The organism is Pseudomonas rustica, assembly GCF_018336155.1.
GTDB lineage: Bacteria > Pseudomonadota > Gammaproteobacteria > Pseudomonadales > Pseudomonadaceae > Aquipseudomonas > Aquipseudomonas rustica.
On the sequence record NZ_JAGYHF010000013.1, the window covers coordinates 69,185 to 92,598 of the forward strand.

Genomic DNA, 23,414 nt, shown 5'->3' on the forward strand with positions numbered 1-23,414 from the left:
GAGATCGTTTGATGCGGGGCCATAGTTGAACGTTTATAGCGATGAAACAAATTAGCAACCATCGCTTTTTTCGATGGCGCGAACGCGGCGAAATCGGTTATTGATGACGCTTTTTCACCCCTCTTCTTCGACCCGGGAGTTCACTGCTTGCGCTTCTCACTCGATCAACTGTTGATGTTCGTCCAAGTGGTCAAAAGCGGTTCGTTCTCCGCCGCCGGGCGCAAGCTGGGCAAGACGCAATCGACCATCAGCGCGGCGATTGCCAACCTCGAAACCGACCTCGGCGTCGACCTGTTCGACCGCAGCAACCGCAGCCCCACCCTCACCGCCAGCGGCCACAAACTGCTGATCCAAGCCGAAGCCGTGCTCGAACGCTGCATGACCTTCGAAGCCCACGCCGACTGCCTCTCGGACAACGTCGAACCCAGCCTGACACTGGCAATCGAAACACCGTACGGCCCGATCATGCCGGTACTCAAAGCCTTCGAGCAGACCTTCCCCTTCGTTGACCTGATCATCCGCCACCCGGTGCACGGCGACGTCAGCGAACTGGTCAGCAGCGGCCAAGCCGTACTCGGCGTCGCCTTCTCCCAACCGGGCTACCCTGAGGAACTGGCGTTCCAGCAACTGGGCAAACTGATCATGCTGCACGTCTGCCACCCGGATCACCCGCTGGCGCAACTTGACAACGTCACCTTCGACGACCTGCACGTCCACCGCCGCCTCGCCTTCAGCGCCCACGCGAGCAAACTGCCGAGCAGCGAATACCTGCGCTCGACGCAGTTGTGGCAAGCGGAAAGTTATCTGGCACTCTTGGAAATGGTGCGCGCCGGACTCGGCTGGGCCACCCTGCCCCGGCAGCTGATTCAACGTGAACTGGCCAAAGGTGAATTGGTCGAGTTGCAGCTCACAGCGTATCCGCATACGGACTGGCACATTGGCGTGGATTTGCTCTGGGCGCGGCAACGTCCGCTGGGCAAAGCGGAGCGTTGGCTGAAGGAGAAATTGCAGGGGAACAAGGTGTATGAGCTGGATCGGAATGGGCAGATTACGACGCTTTGACGGGGTTGTGGGTGCGGCTGAGTAGGAGTGTGTTTAACGTTTTTCGCGTTGTGTTTAAGGACACTTGGCGTTACGCCCGAAAGGCTACAACACCTTGCGCCTTTGCCTACGACTACGCCAGAATCCGCCGGCTTGTGCGCCTGGAGCGCGGGTTCTATCGTGGGTCGGTCACTGAACACAGTGATCGGGTTTGGTAGCCCGCTACTCCACATGGCGTATCGCGTCACCTAACGCAGATGCTTTCTGGCATCTGCTTGATGGTGGCCATGCGCAGGGCGTCTTCGGGCGCGCCGGTTTTTTCCATGTGGGCCGGTCTACCAACCTTCGTATGGTCGCCACCCCTCGTTTGGTAGCGAGAGTGATGGCTCTTCTAAACACACGTGGAGTTTCATCAATGTTCAAACCAACACCAAACCCACCGGAAACCGATTCGGTCTCACCTTACGAATCGCTCGATTCAAGAAAGCTTCACGACGCAGCTGAGCGTGCGCTCGACCATTACCTCAACCCGACTGCGGCGATCATGGCTGCGCCGTATCAGGCGAGTACGATGTTTTTGGTGAATCCGGAAACGGACACCGAGTCATTACTGGTTAACGCATCCGAATCACTGGCCTCAGCTTCCATCATGCTGGGCGATGTCGCGGGGTTGGTAGATGGCCCGATTCGCAGGACGTTGTTGGGCATTGCGCAGGTGGTGATGCTTGGAGAATTGGCGGTTAACCGGGCGTTGGACAGGGTTGAAGTTACGGACTGAGTAACCCCGTTCAGTGGCGACTTGCCGTCGCCACTTCAAAGCTTTTCAGCCGTGATACCGATCGTCATTTGAGTTCATACAGTCAAGCTACACATCCAGTGTCTTCGACATGATTTGCGCATCGATTAGCTTCATTTTACGTCTCGCTTCCATGTGCAGGGGTTAGCTTCAAGAGTGACTGAACTGGTGCTAAGAGGAGCCAGTCGACTAAGGACTGCTTTTGATGAACTCTTCGGATAACGTGGTCTGTATTCCTGCTTGATGAACGGCAAATTTCTCAGCCCGAAACTTCTCAACCTCTGTCGCGATAGTGCTCAGTCGCTCCAGTCGGGTGCTTTCTCCCAGTGCATAGGGCTCCTGGTCTTGACGCGGAAGAAAACCTTGATGCATCCGTACCACAAAAATTGTCCGTGAAACCCCGCTGATACTTTCTACATAGGATGTCGAATCCGGCGAGCGCTGAACGCTTGCTTGATGCAATGCTGCACCCGTTTCCGTTCCTCGAATCCTGAGCAACGCCCATTCTTTTTCAGGTGGGCCTGACATGACCAATTCAACGCTGACGCCTCCACTGCCCTCATAAGCTCTTACGATGGCCTTCCCCGCTATTGGGGCGGCATAACACTCGTTGCTTGTCCAAAGGGCAGCTCCTGGAGCAATGAACGCCAATGACAAAATAAACGCTCTGTAATAGGCAGTGGGTTTCTGAGCGGCACGCGCCATCGATTCAGTGGACCCATCGGTGGTACCGAACGGGATTGCAGTGGGAACCATTGTTGCCTCTTCAAAATGTGATGAATACAGGCCTTATCAATCAACCATGGTGTTAATAGACACAGGTGACCTTTGTCTATGAAATGAAGGCGCTATACGAACCCGGAGGCTGGTTGGCCCGCCCTCCTCCAAACGACCACTCATCGCTGGCCGTAGTCGTGATTACCACCATGACGTCCTCTGCGCCCAGTCCTGTCGCCCGCCCCAATTTCTCCACCAGATCACGGTAAAACTGCTGTTTGGTCTCGACACTTCGAGGACGGCCTGCGGTAATCGCGATGAGCACAAAGTCATGGCTGCGCGGCCCGCCCAAGTAGTGGGGATCAAAGATCAGCTCACCAATGTCATGTTGGTGGATGACCTGGAAACGATCAGTCTCAGGGACTTCGAAGCTATCGACCAAGGCGGCGTGCAAACCCTCAGACAATGCCTGTAGATACTCGGCCGACTTCCCGCGGTGCAGTGAAATTCGTGAAAACGGCATCGACAATTACTCCCGAGGTTTGGCGGGCCTGGCCTGTTGTTCATTGAGTAATTTCAGCGCCGATGCAGCTGTCGGCCAACCTGAATAAAATGCCAAATGCGTGATAGCTTCAGCCAGTTCGTCAACACTCAAGCCGTTATCCAGTGCACGTTCCAAATGAAAGGGCAGTTGCTCCAGCCGGTACATCGCCACCAGCGCGGCCACTGTCACCAGACTGCGTTCACGCGGCTCCAACTGCGTACGCGTCCACATGTCGCCAAACAATATGTTGTCGGTCAGTTCGGTAAATTTTTTCGGGTAGATGCTTTGGTGTTTTCGCCCCGTGACCATCGATGCACTCATGATGTTTTCCCAATGTCCCAATTGACGAGGGCAAACTATCAAGTCGCGACAATTCCGAATATCAGATTTAATAGCACCCATCATCCCGAATTAGTGGATCATTAAATGCGCCGCCCCACCTTCGATCTAGACGTATTACGCACTTTCGTCACCGGCGTGGACTTCAACAGTTTTGCCAAAGCGGCAGATCGTCTCGGTCGGTCGACGTCTGCCGTAAGCGCTCAATTGAAGAGACTCGAGGAGCAGATCGGTACGCCGATTCTGGCTAAATCCGGTCGCGGATTGGTCTTGACCCCCACGGGAGAAACGCTGCTCAGCCATGCCCGACGGTTGCTGGAAATGAACGATGGCATCTTCCAGACCCTGCATGAAAGCCAGACTGCCGGGACTATACGACTCGGACTTCAAGAAGACTTTGGGGAGCATTTCCTGAGCGATCTGCTGCGACGCTTCGTCCATGCCTACCCGAAGGTGAATCTCGAAGTCAGGATCGCCCGCAATGCAGAACTGCTTGCACTGATCCAAAGCGCAGGCCTAGATCTGGCGCTGACTTGGGACACCGGACCCCTGTCGCCCTACGCCACTCGCTTGGGCGAAACACAGATGCACTGGATCGGGGCCCGCGATCGCCCATTGCTGACGACCCTTGATGACTCACCGTTGCCATTGATCATGTTCGACGCCCCTTGCGTATTGCGCAGCGCCGCCACTCAGGCGCTGGATGCCGAGCAAATTCCTTGGCGGATCGCTCTGACCAGCCCCAGCGTCGGTGGTATCTGGGCAGCCGTCGCCGCCGGATTGGGCCTGACCCTGCGAACCCGCATCGGGCTGCCGAGTCATCTCACCGTCGTTTCTGGATTACCGCCGATGCCGAGCCTTGGCTATGTGCTTCACAGTAGTGACGACGACCCAACACCGGCCGCCCAACAATTGGCCGCAATGATCAAAACGAGCCTGCAAGAACAGGCGTTTCATTTCACCATTACGAAATAATCGAAGGCAGGGTTCAATTCGAGCGAGACAGATGGAGAAATACGCAGCACGTAGGTGATGGGGCCACTTACTTCCCGGAAAAAAGTGCCAAGCGAGTCGCCAAGCCAATGAAAACCACGCCTAAGAGTTGATTAAGTCTCTTGGCAATGCTGGCATTGCTCGCCAGCTTGCTCCCGACTTTGCTGGCCAAGAGAATCACTGCACCATTCACGACCAATCCAATCGCATTCAAAATGGTCGCAAATGCCAACATTTGTACGACCAGCGAACCTTTAGTCGGATCCACAAATTGTGGAAACAAGGCCAGTACAAACAGCGCCATTTTTGGGTTCAACAAATTGGTCACCAAGCCTTGTCGAAAAATGCGCAACAGTGGCGTGGGCGTCAAGGCTTCATCGGGCGCCAAGGGGGAAGAGCTGCTGGTGAGCGCTTTCCAGGCAAGAAATGCCAGATATGCGGCACCGGCAAATCTGACGAGGTCATAAGCCGCAGGTACCGCGGCCATCAATTGTGACAGCCCGAGTGCTGCGGCCAATGCGTGGCAATAAGTGCCTGCCTGAATACCTGCAAGTGAAACAAAACCCGACGCCCGACCTTGGCTCAGACTCCGCGAAGCGATCAACAGCATGTCAGGGCCAGGCGTCAGTGTGAGCGCAACGCAAGCGCCTGCGAAAAGTAATGCTACAGAAACGTCAATCATAAATGCCTCAGGCTCTTATTGTTAAAGTCGCCTTGCCGGCGAATGGCGGCATTCTACAGAAGGCTCGCAAAAGCCCATTAACCGTACACATGCTACTTTCGACGAATTGCGGTCGATGGCAAAGGGCAGCAATGGGTCGAAATTGGACATTTACGGTGGCTGCTTCTGGCCATTCTCTGCCGGTCATGCCGACGATTCGTATTGGTTAAATCCGATGCGATCGCTGGTCAGTACCCATGCAAGTGACTGGTCAAGACGAATGCGAACGGTGGACAAGTGGAGCGCAATTATGTACCCAGCGCGCTTGCCCGAACCACTCAGCGCCAGACCTAAACGTAGAATTTTGCGTCTGGCACTTGTAGCGGGGTTGGTAGATGGCCCGATTCGCAGGACGTTGTTGGGCATTGCGCAGGTGGTGATGCTTGGAGAATTGGCGGTGAATCGGGCGTTGGACAGGGTTGAAGTTACGGACTGAGTAACCCGTTCAGTGGCGACTTGCCGTCGCCACTTCAAGCCTTTTTAGCCGTGATACCGATCGTCATTTGAGTTCATACAGTCAAGCTACACATCCAACGTCTTCGACATGATGATCGTGCGCTCGGACTCGTGAAATGCGTTTCGGATTTTTATAAAGCCTAGCGAAGCATAAAAGCCCTCAGCCGTGATCGAAGAAGGGACACGCAGCAGGTTGCGCCCTTCAGCAATGGCGCTTGATTGAATGCTTTTCATCAGCTGTCTCCCGATGCCCTTCCCTTGATAAGCCGGGTCGACAAACACACTTCGAACAACGTCGTGATCAAGACTGGCCGTTGCAACAATACGATGTTCGAGTAGGGCGACGAACACCTGACGCTGCGTCATCAAAGAGAGGATTGCTTGTGGAGAAAAGCTCAGCTCCACTTGGTTGATGATTTCGGCTGAATAGTCCTGAGCATTGGACTCGCGAAGGGTGCCAATGATGATCTGGCTGATGGCGGCAGCGTCCGAATTCATAGCGATTCGAATCAGGCACTCCATTCAAGCAACTCCTTCCGTGATGTCTTGAGACTTGTGAGTATCCCCCCATTGCCCATATTCGCCACGTAGTTGCGTAAAAGCCAAAACCAAGCACTAACATCTGCGAATGACGGGGAACTATTGACGTCCACCAATAGACTGAGGTGCTATTGCGACCATAATGCAACCGTCGCAAGCAAACAGATTTCTACAATAAATGGAGCACACAATGGGCCGGGCACGCGATGAGTTTGAATTCTGGTGGGGTACGTCGGGGTCGTGGGTTGAACCACCGAATGTGCGCCGGAGCGGCACCAGCGGCGTCCAACTGATCGTTCACGATAACAGGACGTTCTTCGTGAAGCGTCAGACCGGTCACCTGTTTCGCAGTCTCCGCTACCCCACTGGACGGCCCACCGCTCTGCGCGAAGGTATTGCCCTTTCCAGGCTCGAGGAACTGGGCGTGAACGCGCCACGGCCGGTGTTTTACGGTGCGAGAAAAGTCCAAGGCACTTGGCAAGGTGTTTTAGTTACCGAAGACCTCGGTGGCTTCATCGATCTGGATACCTGGTATAGCCAAGGCGCTGCAAGCATGTTGACGACAGAGCAGCATCAGCGACTTTTTGAACGTTTAGCGCAAATGCTGGCGCGGATGCACTCAGGCAAATGGCAGCACGGTTGCATGCGTTCCAAGCACATCTTTATCAAGGCATCGATTACCGACGCAGACTTCGACTTCGAACTGGCGTTGCTCGACCTGGAAAAATCTCGCGGTCGCGCCACGGCCATGGGCGCAGCGCGTCACGATATTCCTCAACTCAGACGGCATTCTTTCTGGGATGAGTCGCAGTGGCAGCATTTCCTTTCCTACTACGAGCAAGCCATCGGCAGAACCATGTAAGCAGGCGTGTTTGTAGCGTTCAGCAGGCGAACCCATTGCAACTCTCGTCGGGGCTGCGACAACCTTGAGGACTGGGTTCGCTTTGGCAGGAAGAAAAGCTGGCAGCCAAATTTGGCTGATAGCGACTGGCTGCTTTCGGCCATAAGCAGACATTCGTAAATGTCCGTTTTCGACCCAAAGCTGAAGTTGACGAAAGTCAGAAATCGGCCATAGCTGTCGCTTAATCTTTTGTTCGCGAAAAAAATGTCGAACCTAGTGGATCTACTTATAGATAAATGTATAGCTGACAATGTAGCTACCTATTTTGTTTGCGCGGGCACTCACCCAAACGGTCTTCATACCCTGCTTTATATTTTCCTCTAAGTCCATTTTATTCGTGCAGAGCTCAATTCTGCGGTGCGTATTTGTATCTTCGATCCACAGACCTGCCTCGCAATGACTAAATCTTCCGATGGAAGGCCCAGGGTAGGTTATTTCATATGAAGACTCATAACTAATAATCTTGCCAGGCAGAAGATAGGCGGCGGTCGCATAAATATTGACAGACAAGCCAAACCCTAAGCAAAACCAACCAATAAAAGAGTCTAAAGTTCGTTTTGCTATTTTGCCACCAGGACGCCGGTATAGTGTGCCAGTTACGGCGGTAAGCCCACTAATAGAACCGATCAACAGGTATGTCGTCCACTCGGGGATTTCAGGCATTAAAACTGTTCGCGCTGAAATACTAGAAGCCCAGCCAGCATAATAAAACCATGCACCAAAGAGCAGAAACGCTATCACTGAAAAAACTATTTTTTTTGATTTTTCCTCAAGCGTGCTGAGTTTCATTTGTAGCATGTTTTGATTTCTTCGTGCTCGAATTAATTATTAAAGCGTCGTAGGTGTTATTGACGACTACCAGATCGCGACTTGAGCCGACAAACGCCAAACGTCAATTGCCACTGCTAGCATATCAAACCTTGGGTAGTGCGGAACAATTGCCGAGAACTCCTGTATGGCAAAAGTCCAGTGACGTGGCAACAAGCCTCGCTGCACTCGGCAGGGGAATACTGGTGAGAATAGTACACAAATTCTGTTTTTTGAACGTCTGCTTTTGGCCGTTTGCTGCCCTTCATGACTGACCACTTTCGACCCATTGCAGCCGTTCGGTAGCGACCGAAATTCGTCGAAAGTAGCATGCCTGCGGTTCATGCAATGTTCTTGTCATCGAAGCCGTAAATCGGCGTTCGTTTATGGGGATTAGAATCGGAGCAAAACTACCATCGCGGTCTCTGGGGATGTCCAGGCGCAATGGGCCGTCATCGGTCTGCACGGTCTTGCCGCTGCTGCCGTTGCGCTGGTTCGAATCCTAGGGGGTGCTCCGCGCCCTGAGGATGGCCAAGGTGGTACCCCGACTCGGCACCCGAGAGCTCGCTCGGTGCGATGACGGCGAGCATTGACGTTTCATCAATAAAACAAGACTTTTTATCTTGAAGAAATCATCAGCAAAATGGACTACCCCTCAAAATCACTAGCGGACGTGCATGCCATTCCGCGTAGCGTTTCGTTACACTCCTGTTCCCCAGCTTCATCTTTTATCAACGAGCAAATATCTCCGGACACCATAACAGCGTTAGGAGAGCTTTCATCTTTTAACTCTCCATCTGACCCAGTCTTATTTAGCGCATAGTAGTAGGCGTTATAATCTCCTGATTTTCCATAATAATACTGCTCTATTCGGCACAATGATTGCCCCCAATGCAACTCATTGTTGGAATACTGGGGGGCATCACCTGCTTCCGTAAATTTAGTTTTACCAACTATCCAATCAGGACTTCCGTTACGAATAATTTTGTGAAGACCTGTTTCGCCGTATGACCGCAACACATAACCAACCACTTTATTATTCATATAAACAATCTGCAATTCATTACCACCCCCTGAATATCTCTCATAAATAGCTTCCTCAGGCAACCCAAGCTTATCTGAAATGCCTTCCGACACAGGGGGGATACCCAGCCTAGTTCTCACATATTCTTTGGCGACCCCTATCTTCAAATCAGAAAGAGCACCGAAACTATCCCATTTAGGTGGAATAGGTTTTGGATTCGAATATGCAATAGCAAAAATCACTGTTCCGCATATTAAAACCGATAAGAACGAGAGTAAATAGTACTGATGAATTTTGTATTCGATCCATTGCTCTGCTGTCAATCCAGGCGGCAATGGAGCTCCCATTTCTCTTGCAACCAGTTCAGCGCGCTGTTCAACAGGGATTTTTTCAAGCGTAGATAACAGGTTTTTATTGCGCTTTACACGCCAGGCAATCGCTGCACTGGCAGCGACTAGCAGCACGTATGCCACGAATGCGTAGGGAGAGGTTGCAGCGTCGGGCAACGCACCTAAAAGCTTTTGAAGGTCCATCACATTGGTACCTAGCTTAAAATTCCCAAATTAAAGCTCATATTCAGCTTTCAGCCTTATAGACGCATCATTTTCGCGCCGGCCAAAGGTGAGTAAGCTCCGAGCCAGTGACTTAATAAAGTTACGAGCACGAATAATATAGCCCATAGAGACAAGTAGTATCAGCGGAATCGTGTCGCAGCAGAAAATCATCAAGGCCGGCAGCGCTGGAGCCTCGGTGGAAAAGTGAAGAGCCTTCAATTTTTCCATGGGCGTATCATTTCTTAGTAATCGAAACAAGATCTGTTGAGGGAGCTCTGTTTCAATTGAACACTCATGCAGTAAATCGCTAATAAAATCATCCTCCAATTTTTTTGGAATTAGGTATATAGCTTTCCCCCCACTTTTTGCACTTGACGCACTTACTAAACTGGTTTTGACTTCACTAACCACTGAAGCAAGGATCCTGCTATGGCCAACATTGTAATTTGCTGCGATGGCACCTGGAATACACCTGATCAGCTCGACAAAGGCGTGCCAGCCCCCACCAACGTAGTCAGACTGCACAACGCCGTTGCAGAAACCGACGCCAAAGGTGCACCTCAGGAAAAGTACTACCACCCAGGCGTAGGGACTTCCGGCAAGTGGTGGGACAAGGCGATTGGTGGTGGCACCGGAGCCGGGTTGGATGACAACATCAAAAGTGCCTATCAGAAGCTGTGTTACAACTACAAAGCAGACTCCGATATCTATCTGTTCGGTTTCAGTCGCGGTGCATATACGGTGCGAAGCCTGTGCGGTTTCATCACCAGTTGTGGTTTGTTGAAGATCGCTGATTTAGAGCCTGCCGAAGTTTGGCGGCGGATAGATCAACTATTGAAACGTGGCTACCGACGCAAACTTGAAGACCGTCCAGACTGGGATGACTTGGGTTGGAAATTTCACAACAAGGCGAGCGCCAGCATTCCGATTCGCTTTATTGGCGTGTGGGATACCGTTGGCGCGCTGGGCATTCCGGATGATATGGCTTTGCTCAACTTGCTCGACGACCGCAACCGCTACACTTTCCACGACACTACTTTGCACAACTCTGTGAAGACCGCGCGACACGCGGTGGCCATGGATGAACGTCGAGCAACGTTCCAGCCAACTTTGTGGACCGAAGTGCCAGCCGATCAAGACGTGAAGCAGTTGTGGTTTCCGGGGGTGCATTCCGACGTGGGTGGCGGCTATCACGAAAACGGCCTGGCGGATGGCGCCCTGCAGTGGATGATCGAAGAAGCGTCCGCGTGTGGGCTGCAGTTCAATAACGCGATCAAGCAGGTCAAACCCGATTACCACGACATGATGCATGACTCCTGTGACGGCGTTTTCAGCTTGCTGCCGACCCAGCCGCGTAGCATCGCCAACCTCGTGGCACAACCTGATCGTTTTCACGACTCAGCACTGAAACGCCAGGACGATCCGCCTATAACCCAATACCCCTATCGGCAGTCGCGACTCATCGCACCGAAACCGCCGGTGTCGCTGGATATCTCGGCACGTTCGCCTTGGAGCGAAACGGGTCTATGGCTGGAAGCGGGCGTGAGCTACACCTTCAGCGCATCCGGCGAATGGCTGGACAGCTCCATCAGTTGCGGCCCCGATGGCACCGATGACGGCAACTTCCAGCCAGCGGAAGTTGCACACTTGGTAGCCAGTGCCCTGGGGCAGGTGGAATCCTGGTACGGCAAGCTCTTCAAGAACAGCGATGCCAATTTCCGCTTCACCAAACGTCACGAACAACACCCCTGGTTCTGCCTGATGGGCGCCATCGCCAACGGCGACGGCGTGGATGCCAAGGGTTATTTGATCAAGCCCGAGACTTTCAAGATTGGTAAGGGATGCAGCTATGTGCCGAAGCGCTCGGGGTATTTGTATGCGTATGCCAATGATGCTTGGAACTGTTATGGCAATAATCGTGGGCATGTGGCGTTGAGGTTGGTAGTTAAAAAGCCTTGAAACAGCGATGGTTGCGGTTTTGTACTCGGTCTTAGCGAGGTGCTTCCGCAAGTGAAGGTTTGCTTTTTGCGGAAACCTGCCTTTCGCGACAAGCCGCTGTTGGCCGATTCTGTTGAAAAAGTCGGCCATGGTTTCCACTGTAGAGAAGTACGCGCTCGAGATTGAAATTTTTACATTGAGCGGAGGATTCCCGACCCGGATTTCGCGTAGCAACGCGCAAAACAGGCGTTTTCAGTGGTCAGTATGCGGGCAGTCCAGAAAAACCGACTTTTTCAACAGAATCGGCCGTTTTTTGCCCCTCGCGACAGACAGAAAACGGGCAGAAGCAGCTATGTGGCTAGCGATTCAGTGGAGGTCCAGAAAGCTGATCCTGCGAACGAAATGAGCGTTAGTTGCGCGCGGTGTTAGGAGGGCTACAGCTACTGGATCATGTTGCAACCAAAACATGAAGGTGGGCACGTTATTGTCGTTTAACACCCAGACAGCCATCATTTTTCTCCAGACTCTGTGCTCGTATGCATAAGCACCCTTAGCAGCGACCCTTTGGCAAGATAATTTCCTGGCCTTGAAGTGGTGAACGCGACACTGTTTGACCGGCTGATATAAAGCGCTAGATTTCTACCTAACGATTTTGTCACCGAAGAGCATCCCTATAAGGGGCAGTGGATGGACCTTAAGCGCTTAACCGAGTGGCTCAGCACAGCGGATGGCTTAGTGAAGGCGCTGCTCTTTATCATTGCCGTGCCCGGGACTATATGGGCGGCGGCTACCAAGGAACTTGAGCCTGTCATTGCCTATTTCGATCTACCGGCATGGGCAGCAAGCACTACCGCTTTCGCCATGATTATTGCCGCTGTGCTCATATTGCGGAGCAGTTTTCGACGATTTTCCCGAGAAAGTCGGCTCGAACAACCCGACGCCTTTACGTTAAAGCCAAGCAGTCCTAGTATGCTTATCGGCCGATCAGATGACTTGGCAAGTCTAATCAATAGCGTTCAGTACTACCGGTTAGTGCTAATGGACGGCGAATCTGGTTGCGGCAAGTCCGCCCTGGTCAGCGCAGGTCTAGAGCCCATACTCCTGCAATCCGATGGCCTGTTGCCGGTGATTATCCGCGACTGGGGGGACGACTGGGTTCGTGGCCCGTTTTCGGCTGCCTTGGGAGCCTTGGTACGTGCAGTCAACTCTTCGGACCGAAAACGACTTGATTGGACCGTATCCCCTGATTTGGCTGCCGAACCAAGTAGATTGGCAGACGATCTAGATGCGCGATTGGAGGCCATCTTTGAGATACTTGGCCGTCGCCTGCTGCTAATCGCCGACCAATTCGACGACTATCAGGCACGCCATCGCAGCCGTTTCCTAGATGAAGAAAGCAATTGGCTGAGCCCTGCCGTACTAACATCTAACAACCGATTCTGGGAATGGGTTAGCGTAGGGTTGCACGCGGGTCGCTTGCACCTATTGGTGATCTCACGGGCGGATACCGCCGCGGGCTTAGCTTGCGTCAGATTTCTTGGCGAGGATCAGAGCAGCGCACGTACTCTTGCTCGAGTCGAGGTTGATTACCTCCATCCACTGTTAACAGGCATCGCCCCTGAAGGCGCCGATCCGGCAGTTGTCAGCCACCCGGAGGGCGGTTGGCATGCCTTACGGGAGCGAATTGAGCGCGATCTAAAAATGGAAGGCGCGATCCTCATGCAGCAGGTGCGGACCGTCCTACTAGGATTGCGTCAAATTCCGCTGCTCACTCTGCGTCACTACTTTGCTGCTGGCGGACTTAGGGGCATCGAGACCTTGGTCGTTTCACGTGCCATAAATCGAGCAGGTGAGATGGCCAGCGGTGGAGAAGAAGGGCGGCGTACGGTGCGTGCCATGTTGAGTGCGCTAATCTCTCCGGGTGGTCCTAACCAGCCACCCAAGTCACAGCGCGCCTCCTTTTCAGTCCTCAGCAATATCGCTGGCGATAAAACTCAATACGAAGCCATCCTCAGTGCCCTACAGCGCGATGAGTTGGTACGTCCAGCCGAGGAACTCAGTGGTGAAATAGCCTGGCAGTTGGATCATGACTACTTGGCTCGTGCTGTCCTAGCCGAGGCGCGACAGGCGGATCGTTGGTCGGTAGCATTACATGAAGGTATGTCCCGTTACGAGGATTCGGTCGGCAATTGGCGGCTCAGGTGGCGTGCGTTGATGTCGTTTGGTCCGCTTACACGGGTCATTTGGGAGCGCATGTGCGGGCGCCTCAGTTACGGGAATGCTGCGAGTTATGTGTGGCTCAGTGCACTTAAGACAGCAGGAGCCGTACTATTTCTATTGCTCATCGGTGTTGCGGCATATTGCTGGAATCGAGATCGCCTACTGACAGACGAGGCCAACCAGCTTGTAAATTCATTTGGCGGCGGTAACGCTGAGAAAGCGGTGTTGATCGTTTGGCGTGCCCCTGCCCCCCTGCGAGAACGCCTCTATCAGCTTTTGAGTGACGATCACACCAAGCTGGAGTTGGCCACCTTAACCAACTGGTCATTGGCTCACAGTGGGCTTGATCCAATCTATGTGCGAGAGGCCCTCGCTTCGTTGCGTGCGCGGATGCTGAACATCGCGACGGGACCGACTTCCCAGTACCCCAAAATGGATAGGCTGTTTCCGCAGTACTTGACCTTGCTGTCGCACTTGAGTAGTGCGGCAGATCTAAAGGCGGAGGCCACAAATCTCCACGAGTTACTGGTGCGGACGGAATTTATACGTAACTCACGTCAACTGGGGAATGCCTACGAGGTTGTAGCGGCGAAGATAATCGACGCTAAGGATTTGAAAGCCGAGGCAACGAGCCTCGGCACGTCACTCGAGCAGCCGGGGGCTTCAACGTTTAACGTTGGCCTTGCAAAAGCCTACTCGAGCGTGGCTTCGCGGTTGTCAAGTGCAGAGGACCTGAAGACCTCTATCGCACGTATACGCACGTTGCTGGCGCAAGATGCTGATTCCTATTATTCCTTTCTTCAACCAGCATATTTGGCGTACGACTACGCCACCCTGATAGCGCGAATAAGCAACCCATCGGACCTGAAGGCCGAGGCCACAAGCCTGCGCAGTATGTTGCAAACAAAGGTGAGCGGATCTGGTAGTGGCTTGGTGATGGCCTACGCGGCCCTGGTGACGCAGATGGACGACCCATCGGACCTGAAGGCCGAGGCCACAAGCCTGCGCACTATGCTGCAAGCAAAGTCGAGCCTTGACTATGAATTTCGTAGCTTGGCGCTTGCCTACGCTTCCGTGGCTCCGCGGTTAAGTGATGTGGCGGACTTGAAGGACTCGGCCAAAACCTTGCGCACGGTGATGGCGACAGGGCTTTGGGGCTTGGCAGATGAGTTAGCGGGAGCCTACGAAGCTGTGATAGGGCGACTCAGCAACCCATCGGACCTGAAGGCCGAGGCGACAAGTCTGCGCACGTTGCTGACGCACGAAACAAGCGGGATAGAGCAAATGGACACCGAAGCCTTAGGGAGGGCCTACGTAGCGGTGCTAACGCGAATGAGCACCCCATCGGACCTGAACGCCGAGGCCACAAGCCTGCGCACGTTGCTGGCGAGAAAAAAAACCGGCTTTGACAATTTTGGCTTGGCGATAGCCTATGGTGCTGTGGCGGCGCGGTTGGGTGATACAGCGTTCCTTACAGATTCAGCCACTATCCTGCATACGTTGATGGTGGAAGAAAGAAATACCGAGAAAAAAGATTTATTGGGGTATGCCTACGAGAATGTAATCTCGCGGATTAGCAACCTAGAGTTCCTTGAGAATGAAGTCATGCCTCTTTGGATATTGGTGATGGATTCGTTATCAAAGGCGGCTGGTGAAGGGCAGGTAAATGGCCTGGTGAAAGCCTGGACGGCGGCGGTAGTGCGTATGTACAAAGTATCGGGGCAGCAGTCCGAGCCTAATTTATTCCTCAATTTACTAGGCGAATTTATCAAACAGACGAGGAATTCTGTGACCTTGAATAGCTTAGGGCATGCCTACAAAGAAATGGTGGCGCAGGTGAAAGACAAGTTGCGCCTGAAGGGTATAGCCACAGAACTGCGTCTTTCTTTGGAGCAAAACGAAACTTATTGCAGGCCAAACGAAAACCAGTGCTCCAATCTCCTGGTGGATGTCTATACGGCGGTGGTGACAAAGGCGAAAGATACTGAGTTTCTGAAGTCTGAAGCCGCAGACCTGGGCAAGTTCTTGGCACAATCTAAGGACTTCACGTCCACCTATGGTGTGACAAAAGCCTATGCGGCCGTGGCGTCGCAGCTGAAAGATACTGATCTGAGGAGCGAAGCCTCAAGCCTACGCTCGTTGCTGGCGCAGGCTGAGGGGAACATGGCCGCCACCCTTGGCTTGGCGAAAGCCTATGGAGTTGTGGCGGTGCAGTTGAGGAGCGCAGTGGATCTGGGTGCCGCCGCCGCAATTCAGCGCACGTTGCTGGAGCAGATGATTGATCAAGAGAGCGCCGATGGCCTGGCGAAGTCCTATGCAGACGTGGCAGCTGGATTGTTTGAGCATACAGATCGTCAGGGCCATAAAGCCTTGACCACCGAGATTCTAACTTTGGCGGGGCAACCTTTTCTTATGGATCCCACCCCTTTACTTGCTGCCCTGAAGCCATATAGCAAGAAGGATTTCGGAGGCGATGTCGGCGGCGCCTTACTCTGGGCCGAGCAGGAGTTTGGCGTCAGATCGGACGAGCTTCGACCGTCACCGCTCCCAATACAGCTAGGGAGCATCACTAAAGCTGGGGAGGATCATACACCGTAAGCACGGAAACCTGAGCCGACCTGGTTTGGATGACGTCGGCTACTGGCATAGGGTCGATTTCTTACTGTCACGACAGGCAGAGCTCGGTCGATTCACCTTGTCAGGCAAGCGATTCAGAGCCGTCAAAGCTCTCAAGTATTTCTCGATAGGCTGCTTTTGGCCGGTTTCTGCCTGCCATGAAGGACCGATTCGACCCAATATCGATGGCCTGTTCTCACGGGCGGTAATCGGCCTATTCGACGCGACGCTCAAGCAACGGTGCTGCGAGTTTAATGAATGAAGGTCAATGGGCGTAAAGGGGGCCACCTCTCCGTGTGCTTGGGTTGGGTGAGATAGTCCGAGTTGCTTTTGCCCGTCACCATAGCGCCTTTATTCCGGTGACAAGTGTTAAGAAACAAAGGACCCACATGACGATTGGCCCTGAAGCACCTTTGAACTTAAGCCCCCAAGCCTCGATTTCGACGTCTCCCGAAACCTGCTCAAGCGCCAACACAAGAGTAAGTGATGTCAACGCTGCTAGAGGGATGCCTATAGCCGCTGCTAAATGATCATAGAGAATTTCGTTAAAGCGTTTGTCGTAGAACGCAGAGCCAACAAACAAAACTAAAAATACAGACCCAATTGTCGCCAATGCGACTACCGATCCCCAACGCATGAATAGCTGCGTCTTACGTACCAAGCTTTCTCCGCGTTTGATGATTTGGTGATCAATCTCTGTCATGGGTTACCTCGACGCTTAATGATTTGGTTAGCCAATGTCAGCTTTTGGCCGAAAGCAGTCACTCATCAACGACCGCTTTTGCCACAGAAAATCATCTTGAAACTCGAAATACGCACCCCGTCGATCTTGAAAACTCGCACTACGAATCTGACGGCTTACGCGATAAACGGTCCCCCTACCCAGCAATTGCTTGACCCAGATTAATGCACGGCTGAATGCGCATTGACCTGCTCAGTTCGAGCCAACAGACTTTCCTGCTCATTTGAATAGTTTGAGGTGAGTTCGATGCGCAGATCATTATCGGTTGTTGCATTAAGCCTGTTTGTTTCTCATTACGCGGTCGCCGGTGAAACCACCAACACAGCACTGGGCGGAGGTCTCGGTGGTGCGCTTGGAAGTGTTGTCGGTCAGTCGGTCGGAGGAAGCACTGGCGCGTTAATCGGTGCCGGGGTTGGCGGCGCGACCGGGGGTGCAATCAGTGCAAAAAGCGGCAAGAAAACTGAAGCCGCGATTGGCGGCGGTATTGGCGCCGCGGGTGGCCAGGTCGTTGGCGCCAGTCTGGGCGGATCAACAGGTGGCCTGATCGGCGCGGGATTGGGCGGCGCAGCCGGCGGTGCAGTGGGCAATAACCTGGCTGACGATAACGACCATCACTCCGGCCATGACCATAAGCACAAGAATAAACACAGTCACAAACATTGAAACTGATCTTCCCCTGCCGACAGCCTGTCGCGACCCTTCAATAAAATTTGAACCGCCACAGTACGCACTCGCCTAATGATCAGCTTGTGAGTATTCCCACAGGCAATGTGCCAATACCGGCATGCTCCGAGAGGTGATCAACGTGGCTAAAGACGAGAAGAAAAGCAAAGGTGAAGCTTCCAAGGCCAGCAAGGACTTGAAGGACAAGAAGTCGTCACCGGAAAAGAAATCCGCGGCAGCCTCGGCGCTTTCGAAATCTTCCGATAAGAAAGACAAGAAAAAAGACGCCGAACCGAAAAAAGCCGATAAGAAGGCCGATAAGAAAGCCACCAAGAAAGCTGATAGCAAGCCTGAAAAGGCCAAGAAATCAGAGAAGGCCGACAAGCCGGCGAAGAAGAAAAAGTAACCTCTGCTATCGGCTAGGGCGCTACGCCCTAGCCTCTTCTCTTCTTACAAATCTTTGTTGATGTCTGGTGGCAGCGGGCCGAGGAACATTCTCTTCAATCGATCACGACCCAATGCGCGCGTCAGTTCTGAAAAGACGCAATACACGAAGATCAAAGTAATCAGCAGAATCTGCACTGCCCAGAATTGAGGCCAGTTCATCGAAGTCCACAACGTGGCGTTCGCGTCCATGAAGCTGTGTGCCTCTTTCCAGAACTCATACAGCCGCTCCAGATAATGAACGACCAGCGCAACCAGCGCGTACATGAGCGTTTTCCAGGTGACGTTCCAGATCAGCGGCTTTTCCGGAAAGCGATTAATGAACGGCAGCATGTCTGCGACCAGCACGGATTTGCCGAGCACCAGCGACGCGATCAGGATTGACGTGGAGACCGGCATCGAAACGCCTGTGCCTTTCATCATCAGCGTACGGATGAGGGCGACGATGTGCAGAATGATGAAGAAAAATACGGTCGGCGGAATGGCCTTCATGACTTCGTGCTTGATCGTGTGGAGTACGGCTTTCATATCGATCCCCTGAGCGAGTACAGCACAGCGCTTGGTGTTTAATGATCGAACGAGCTTAGTCGAAAATTACGGGTTGCCCTCCCCCTGTGCCTTCCGGGCGTCATAACAGGCTAGCCCCTGCCCGCTCTGCCTTGTCAGAGCAGGCGGGCACGGGATAAGTGACTGCAACGTTTTACTCGGCCAGCGCTAACCGCAACCGGCTTCGATGGGACAACCCTGCGTGCAAGGTAAATGCAACGATCACCGTAGCGGGCGCGGAAAAGCTGCTGAAGCCGCCGCCGGAAAACATCAACGCAAGACCTAATGCTGTCGCGCCAAACCAGGCCGTCAAGCCTACCGGATTGAACTCGCCCACCCGATCGAGCGCTGCCACGTCACTGCGTCCGTAGATAATTTGCGCCAACGCCACTCCCACCCAGGCCACGACGAAAATCCCCTGATAGGCCAGCGCCTTGAGGAGGTAGGCAAACACGTCCGCCAGCATCAAGCCGTAGACGATCACCCCCACCGCTACGGCCCACATCAGGTACGAACCGCGAAGGCCAAATCGACCAAAGAACGCCTGCATATTCAACGTCGCCAGGTAGTAATTGGCGGTGTTGATACGGGTTTGCGTAGCCCAGACAAACAGCAATCCCCACAGGCCCATCAACTGCAAAATCGCCATCACCACCGAGACTTCGTTCAACGCGCCTTCGTGGGGAATGCTGCTGACCAGATAAATGCCTGCCGCGCCGTTGAGTAGGAACGTCACCGCGTAGAACGGCATGCCGAAGTTCCAGCGACCGTGGTATCTGGCGTCTTCAGGCTTGCCGAAACGCGCATAGTCGAAGGTGAACAGCATCAACACCCAGACGCCCATGTAGGCGACAAAACAATCCCACCAGCCGAAGGCATCAGGCGTTGCCGGGCCGAAGTCCAGCCATTGCGGCTGGTAGCCATAACGGCTGATCGATAGCCCTACCGCCACCAGCAATCCCCCGAGGTACACCGGCAGCAACACGCCGTTGAGCTTGTCCAGCCAGTGCTGCACGCTGCCCAAGATCATCGGCACGCTGTACAGAACCACCGCCAATGCGGCCAGCGGATAGATCAGTTCGGGATACAAGTGATTAAGCGCGACAGCGATCACCGAACCTTCGAACACCGCGTAATAGATCGCGGTCGAGAAGAAAATCAGCGTCGCCAGGCACGCTCCGGTGCTGCCGAACAATAGTCGTGAAAACAACGCCACCGACAATCCGCTGCGAATCGCAAAGCGGCTGAGCACGCTGTTGACCAGGCCATAACAGATTACCGACAGCACCATGCCGATCAGCGCATTGCGCGCACCGAAGGACAACGCCAAAGAAGCGCCCACCACGATGTAAAACATCGCACTGCACACCGCCCACCAGGCCATCGTCAGGGACAGTCGCCCCATGCGTGCTTCGGCGGGAACGGGATGATGCGCCGGATCTTGCCCGGTTTGATTCGATTGCGATAAAGCAGCCATGTGCGTGAACTCCAAAACCAGTCGAAGGTTGAAGCGCGGGCAGCCGTCACCGCACCGAAGTGCGGCGTTGGCGTACCGTATGGCATGACCCGCGCTTGACGGCGGGCAGAATCAGGAAGGGAACAGCTTGCTCAGGCAGCTGAGTTTTTTCTTATAGGAACGTCGCGCTTCCAGCGCCTCTTCGAGGGTCACCGCGACAAAGCGGGCCTTCTGGTTGGGTTGCATTTGGCCGATCAAATCAAGGTCGGCGCTGATCACCGTACCAATCATTGCGTAGCCTCCACCGGACACCGCATCACGATGCAACACGATGGGTTCGAGCCCGGCGGGCACCTGAATCGAGCCGATCGGATAGCAACTGTCGACGATGTTCGACGGATCGGAACCGGCGCCGAACGGCTGCTCGCGGGGCTGAAAGCTCAGCGCGCTGCCGCCCTTGTAGCGATAGCCGATGCGGTCGGCTTCCGAACCGACCGTCCACGGCTCGGCAAAAAAGCTCTTCGCCGCCGATTCAGTCAAGCGGTGGTAGTACAAACCGGGCACCACCCGCAGAGTGATTTCGCCACCCAGTGATTGCCGTAACGCCATGGGCAAACTGGCCCCGGCGCGGCTTTTGCCACTGGCAATGCCGACGGGCAATTCGTCACCCGCGATCAGACGTCGCCCCTGAAAACCGCCGAGCGCGCCCAGCGCATAGGTGGAGCGACTGCCGAGTACCACCGGCACATCAATGCCGCCGGCCACCGCCACGTACGCGCGGGCACCTGCCTTGGGAAAGTCAAAGCGCAGCACTTGCCCGGCCTTCACGGTGAAGGCGGTGTCGTGGTGCATTTCCACGCCATCGACCCGGGGCGTCATGTGCGCGCCGCTGACCGCCACCAATGCGTCCTGTCGAAACTCCAGCTCGGGCCCGAGCAGCGTGCATTCCAGTGCCGCCAAACCGGGCGGGTTGCCGACCAATTGGTTGGCCACACTCAAGGCGTACTGATCAAGCGCGCCGGACGGCGGAATGCCCAAATGGTAATAACCTTCGCGGCCCAAGTCTTGTACCGAAGTGGCGAGGCCGGGTTTGAGAACCTTGATCATGCCAATACCTCCTGCAGCGACTTGGGATAGCCAACGGGGTCGGCGAGGAACGCGTCCAGCGAAAATTCCACCGGCCGAATCCGCAGATCAAAGCTTCCGGCGTCCACTTCTGCCACCGCGGAGTCGTAGGCTTCTCGATCCATCGGCTTGAATTGCACGATGTCGCCTGGACGGAAAAACACCATGTGTTCTTTCAGGTACGCGAGGTGTTGTTGCGGGTCGTAGATCGGCGCGGGGGTGACGCCAAACATCTGATAACCGCCGGCGCCGCGCACCGAATAAATGCAACCAAAGCAACCGCCGTGGCCCAGGGTCAATTTCGGTGTATCGGTGCGCGGGCGCAGGTACTTGGGCACCTGCAACTGACGCTCACGCTCGACCATCTGAAACATGAAGGGCAGCCCGGCAACGAAGCCGACCATCGAGACAAACCACGGCGCGCCGCTGTGGGCCGCGATGAAGGCATCGACGTCGGCCAGTCCGTTGATGCGGGCAGCGTATTCAAGATCCGTGGCGCTCGGGTCTTGATGACGGTCGCGAAAACGCATCAGGGTTTCGTGAGTCCAGGGATCGTTGTAGAGCACCGGAATCTCGATAATCCGCGTCTGCAATGTGCGCTCGGCGACGGCTCCGGCCTCGGCGATTTTTACCGCTTCGAGCAAGGTGTGAGGGGCGATGCGATCCGGGTCGAAACGAATCTGGAATGACGCGTTAGCCAGGCAGATATCGAGCACGCCATCCAGCGCCAGCCGTTCCACAGCGCGGGTGACGGCCAGACCTTTGAAGAACGCGTCCAGAGACATGCTGTCACTGACTTCGGCAAACAAATGCTCATCGGCGCCAAAGCTGTATCGGATGGGCGTACTCATGCTTCACCTCCGCTGCGGCGCTCGGCCAGCCAGGTTTCCAGGGTGCCGGTGTGAAAGTCGGCGCTGTGCAGCCACGGTTGCTCGAGCAATTCAGCGTGCAACGCCAAGGTGTTGGCCATGCCGGTGAGCGTGGTGTTCGCTACCGCCACTTGCGCGCGGGCCAGCGCTTCGGCGCGATCGGCACCATGAACAATCAGTTTCGCCAGCAGCGAGTCATAGTACGGCGGCACCCGGTAGCCTTGATACAGATGCGTATCGACGCGAATGCCCTCGCCGCTCGGCCAGATCAGTTCTTCGACCAGACCTGGACTCGGGAAAAAATCCCGCGCCGGATCTTCAGCGTTCAAGCGCATTTGCAGGGCGGCGCCGTTGAGTCGGATGTCGCTTTGCTGGAAACCCAGCGGCTCGCCGCCAGCGATGCGTAACATGGCTTGAACCAGATCGATACCGGTGATCAGTTCGCTGACCGGGTGCTCGACCTGAATCCGCGTATTCATCTCGATAAAGAAGAACTCGCCAGTGACGTCGTCATACAGGTATTCCAGCGTGCCGGCGCCCTTGTAGCCCAACGATTCGGTCAGACGCACAGCGCTTTCGCAGAGGGTGTCCCGTTGCTGTTGGTTGAGGACTGGCGACGGCGCTTCTTCGAAGATTTTCTGCCGCCGACGTTGCAGCGAGCACTCGCGCTCAAACAAATGCACGGCGTGCTGACCGTCGCCCAATACCTGCACTTCAATGTGCCGGGCCCGGCTGATAAACCGCTCCAGATACACCGCGCCATTGCCAAACGCCGCTTGGGCTTCGCGCTGGGAGCGGGGAAATTCTTCGCTCAGTTGCTCGGCGTTTTCCGCCAGACGAATACCGCGCCCGCCCCCACCGGCCGACGCTTTGATCAATAACGGGTAACCCACGGACTCAGCAGCCTTGAGTGCCGACTCGACGTCAAACAGTTCACCCGGCGAACCCGGCACCACCGGTACGCCAGCGGCTTGTGCGGTACGCCGCGCCTCGGCTTTATCGCCCATGCGCCGGATCGTCTGCGCGCTTGGGCCGACGAAAATGGCGCCAACCGCCACCACCGCTTCGGCGAAATCGGCGTTCTCTGAAAGGAAGCCGTAGCCGGGATGCACGGCATTGGCGCCCGTGGCTTTCAGGGCGCCGAGCAAGGCCTCGACGTTGAGATAACTTTTATCGGCACGGGCCGGGCCAAGAATGTGGATCTCATCGGCCATGCGCGCGGCCTGGGAATCGACGTCCGCCTCGCTGCACGCAGCAACGGTGGGAATGCCCAGTTCTTTGGCGGCGCGGATAATCCGCACGGCGATTTCGCCACGATTGGCGACCAACAGTTTATGAATGGTTTGAGTCATGATCGCGCCC

The 23,414-nt window shown here is 54.7% G+C and carries 23 protein-coding genes and 1 pseudogene; 9 read left to right on the forward strand and 15 right to left on the reverse strand.

Going from position 1 to position 23,414, the window contains the following annotated elements:
* The first annotated feature begins 147 nt into the window (after nt 1-147).
* Complete coding sequence (locus KFS80_RS23080) at nt 148-1,062, forward strand: LysR family transcriptional regulator (protein ID WP_212546047.1); 915 nt, start codon at nt 148-150, stop codon at nt 1,060-1,062.
* Nucleotides 1,063-1,456: 394 nt separating this feature from the next.
* Nucleotides 1,457-1,819 carry a DUF6124 family protein gene (locus KFS80_RS23085; RefSeq protein WP_212546048.1) on the forward strand — a complete coding sequence of 121 codons (363 nt, stop codon included), beginning with the start codon at nt 1,457-1,459 and terminating at the stop codon, nt 1,817-1,819.
* A 207-nt stretch (nt 1,820-2,026) separates the two neighbouring features.
* Here the strand turns inward: KFS80_RS23085 and KFS80_RS23090 are convergent, their stop codons facing one another.
* From KFS80_RS23090 to KFS80_RS23100, 3 genes are all read right to left on the reverse strand, one after another.
* Nucleotides 2,027-2,593, reverse strand: coding sequence for a hypothetical protein (locus tag KFS80_RS23090; protein WP_212546049.1), 567 nt, complete (start codon nt 2,591-2,593; stop codon nt 2,027-2,029).
* Between the two features lie 76 nt (nt 2,594-2,669).
* Complete coding sequence (locus KFS80_RS23095) at nt 2,670-3,077, reverse strand: tautomerase family protein (RefSeq protein WP_212546050.1); 408 nt, start codon at nt 3,075-3,077, stop codon at nt 2,670-2,672.
* A gap of 6 nt (nt 3,078-3,083) precedes the next feature.
* Entirely contained in the window at nt 3,084-3,419 is a 336-nt protein-coding gene (locus KFS80_RS23100) for a carboxymuconolactone decarboxylase family protein (RefSeq protein ID WP_212546051.1), read from the reverse strand.
* A 105-nt stretch (nt 3,420-3,524) separates the two neighbouring features.
* Here KFS80_RS23100 and KFS80_RS23105 point away from each other — a divergent pair, with 105 nt between their 5' ends.
* Nucleotides 3,525-4,412, forward strand: coding sequence for a LysR substrate-binding domain-containing protein (locus KFS80_RS23105; RefSeq protein WP_212546052.1), 888 nt, complete (start codon nt 3,525-3,527; stop codon nt 4,410-4,412).
* A 67-nt stretch (nt 4,413-4,479) separates the two neighbouring features.
* On the opposite strand, the gene KFS80_RS23110 is transcribed toward KFS80_RS23105, so the two are convergent.
* Nucleotides 4,480-5,112: a LysE family translocator gene (locus KFS80_RS23110; protein ID WP_212546053.1), complete on the reverse strand. Its 633-nt coding sequence runs from the start codon at nt 5,110-5,112 to the stop codon at nt 4,480-4,482.
* 214 nt (nt 5,113-5,326) lie between these two features.
* Here KFS80_RS23110 and KFS80_RS27370 point away from each other — a divergent pair, with 214 nt between their 5' ends.
* Nucleotides 5,327-5,587 carry a DUF6124 family protein gene (locus KFS80_RS27370; protein ID WP_420851071.1) on the forward strand — a complete coding sequence of 87 codons (261 nt, stop codon included), beginning with the start codon at nt 5,327-5,329 and terminating at the stop codon, nt 5,585-5,587.
* An 86-nt stretch (nt 5,588-5,673) separates the two neighbouring features.
* Here the strand turns inward: KFS80_RS27370 and KFS80_RS23115 are convergent, their stop codons facing one another.
* Nucleotides 5,674-6,129, reverse strand: a complete 456-nt coding sequence (locus tag KFS80_RS23115) for a GNAT family N-acetyltransferase (protein ID WP_212546054.1) — start codon at nt 6,127-6,129, stop codon at nt 5,674-5,676.
* Nucleotides 6,130-6,337: 208 nt separating this feature from the next.
* Here KFS80_RS23115 and KFS80_RS23120 point away from each other — a divergent pair, with 208 nt between their 5' ends.
* Nucleotides 6,338-7,009 carry a lipopolysaccharide kinase InaA family protein gene (locus KFS80_RS23120; RefSeq protein ID WP_212546055.1) on the forward strand — a complete coding sequence of 224 codons (672 nt, stop codon included), beginning with the start codon at nt 6,338-6,340 and terminating at the stop codon, nt 7,007-7,009.
* Between the two features lie 261 nt (nt 7,010-7,270).
* Here the strand turns inward: KFS80_RS23120 and KFS80_RS23125 are convergent, their stop codons facing one another.
* The 4 genes and pseudogenes from KFS80_RS23125 to KFS80_RS23140 all read right to left on the reverse strand — a co-directional run bounded on the left by KFS80_RS23125 (nt 7,271) and on the right by KFS80_RS23140 (nt 9,844).
* On the reverse strand, nt 7,271-7,846 hold the full coding sequence (locus tag KFS80_RS23125) for a hypothetical protein (protein ID WP_212546056.1): 576 nt from the start codon (nt 7,844-7,846) through the stop codon (nt 7,271-7,273).
* Nucleotides 7,847-8,199: 353 nt separating this feature from the next.
* Nucleotides 8,200-8,412, reverse strand: a pseudogene (locus KFS80_RS23130) (transposase); the annotation flags it as partial.
* Nucleotides 8,413-8,503: 91 nt separating this feature from the next.
* Nucleotides 8,504-9,412 (reverse strand): hypothetical protein, encoded by a 909-nt coding sequence (locus tag KFS80_RS23135; RefSeq protein WP_212546057.1) that lies wholly within the window; start codon nt 9,410-9,412, stop codon nt 8,504-8,506.
* A gap of 30 nt (nt 9,413-9,442) precedes the next feature.
* Nucleotides 9,443-9,844: a hypothetical protein gene (locus tag KFS80_RS23140; protein ID WP_212546058.1), complete on the reverse strand. Its 402-nt coding sequence runs from the start codon at nt 9,842-9,844 to the stop codon at nt 9,443-9,445.
* Between the two features lie 18 nt (nt 9,845-9,862).
* Between KFS80_RS23140 and KFS80_RS23145 the strand changes: the two genes are divergently transcribed.
* Both KFS80_RS23145 and KFS80_RS23150 read left to right on the forward strand, forming a co-directional pair.
* Nucleotides 9,863-11,392 (forward strand): DUF2235 domain-containing protein, encoded by a 1,530-nt coding sequence (locus tag KFS80_RS23145; RefSeq protein WP_212546059.1) that lies wholly within the window; start codon nt 9,863-9,865, stop codon nt 11,390-11,392.
* A 666-nt stretch (nt 11,393-12,058) separates the two neighbouring features.
* On the forward strand, nt 12,059-16,189 hold the full coding sequence (locus KFS80_RS23150; RefSeq protein ID WP_212546060.1) for an nSTAND1 domain-containing NTPase: 4,131 nt from the start codon (nt 12,059-12,061) through the stop codon (nt 16,187-16,189).
* Between the two features lie 355 nt (nt 16,190-16,544).
* Here KFS80_RS23150 and KFS80_RS23155 read toward each other — a convergent pair whose 3' ends face one another.
* A complete protein-coding gene (locus KFS80_RS23155) occupies nt 16,545-16,910 on the reverse strand; it encodes a hypothetical protein (protein ID WP_212546061.1) in 366 nt (121 codons plus the stop codon).
* A gap of 285 nt (nt 16,911-17,195) precedes the next feature.
* Between KFS80_RS23155 and KFS80_RS23160 the strand changes: the two genes are divergently transcribed.
* Both KFS80_RS23160 and KFS80_RS23165 read left to right on the forward strand, forming a co-directional pair.
* Complete coding sequence (locus tag KFS80_RS23160) at nt 17,196-17,612, forward strand: glycine zipper domain-containing protein (RefSeq protein ID WP_212546062.1); 417 nt, start codon at nt 17,196-17,198, stop codon at nt 17,610-17,612.
* A 133-nt stretch (nt 17,613-17,745) separates the two neighbouring features.
* The gene (locus KFS80_RS23165; RefSeq protein WP_212546112.1) at nt 17,746-18,018 is read left to right on the forward strand and encodes a hypothetical protein; all 273 of its coding nucleotides are present in this window, start codon (nt 17,746-17,748) and stop codon (nt 18,016-18,018) included.
* A gap of 44 nt (nt 18,019-18,062) precedes the next feature.
* On the opposite strand, the gene KFS80_RS23170 is transcribed toward KFS80_RS23165, so the two are convergent.
* The 5 genes from KFS80_RS23170 to KFS80_RS23190 all read right to left on the reverse strand — a co-directional run bounded on the left by KFS80_RS23170 (nt 18,063) and on the right by KFS80_RS23190 (nt 23,404).
* A complete protein-coding gene (locus tag KFS80_RS23170) occupies nt 18,063-18,584 on the reverse strand; it encodes a hypothetical protein (RefSeq protein WP_212546063.1) in 522 nt (173 codons plus the stop codon).
* A 172-nt stretch (nt 18,585-18,756) separates the two neighbouring features.
* A complete protein-coding gene (locus KFS80_RS23175; RefSeq protein WP_212546064.1) occupies nt 18,757-20,079 on the reverse strand; it encodes a purine-cytosine permease family protein in 1,323 nt (440 codons plus the stop codon).
* A gap of 111 nt (nt 20,080-20,190) precedes the next feature.
* Nucleotides 20,191-21,165 carry a 5-oxoprolinase subunit C family protein gene (locus tag KFS80_RS23180; RefSeq protein WP_212546065.1) on the reverse strand — a complete coding sequence of 325 codons (975 nt, stop codon included), beginning with the start codon at nt 21,163-21,165 and terminating at the stop codon, nt 20,191-20,193.
* Entirely contained in the window at nt 21,162-22,034 is an 873-nt protein-coding gene (locus KFS80_RS23185; RefSeq protein WP_212546066.1) for a 5-oxoprolinase subunit B family protein, read from the reverse strand. The genes KFS80_RS23180 and KFS80_RS23185 overlap by 4 nt, the downstream gene beginning before the upstream one ends.
* Nucleotides 22,031-23,404, reverse strand: a complete 1,374-nt coding sequence (locus KFS80_RS23190; protein ID WP_212546067.1) for an acetyl-CoA carboxylase biotin carboxylase subunit — start codon at nt 23,402-23,404, stop codon at nt 22,031-22,033. The genes KFS80_RS23185 and KFS80_RS23190 overlap by 4 nt, the downstream gene beginning before the upstream one ends.
* Nucleotides 23,405-23,414: the final 10 nt, after the last annotated feature.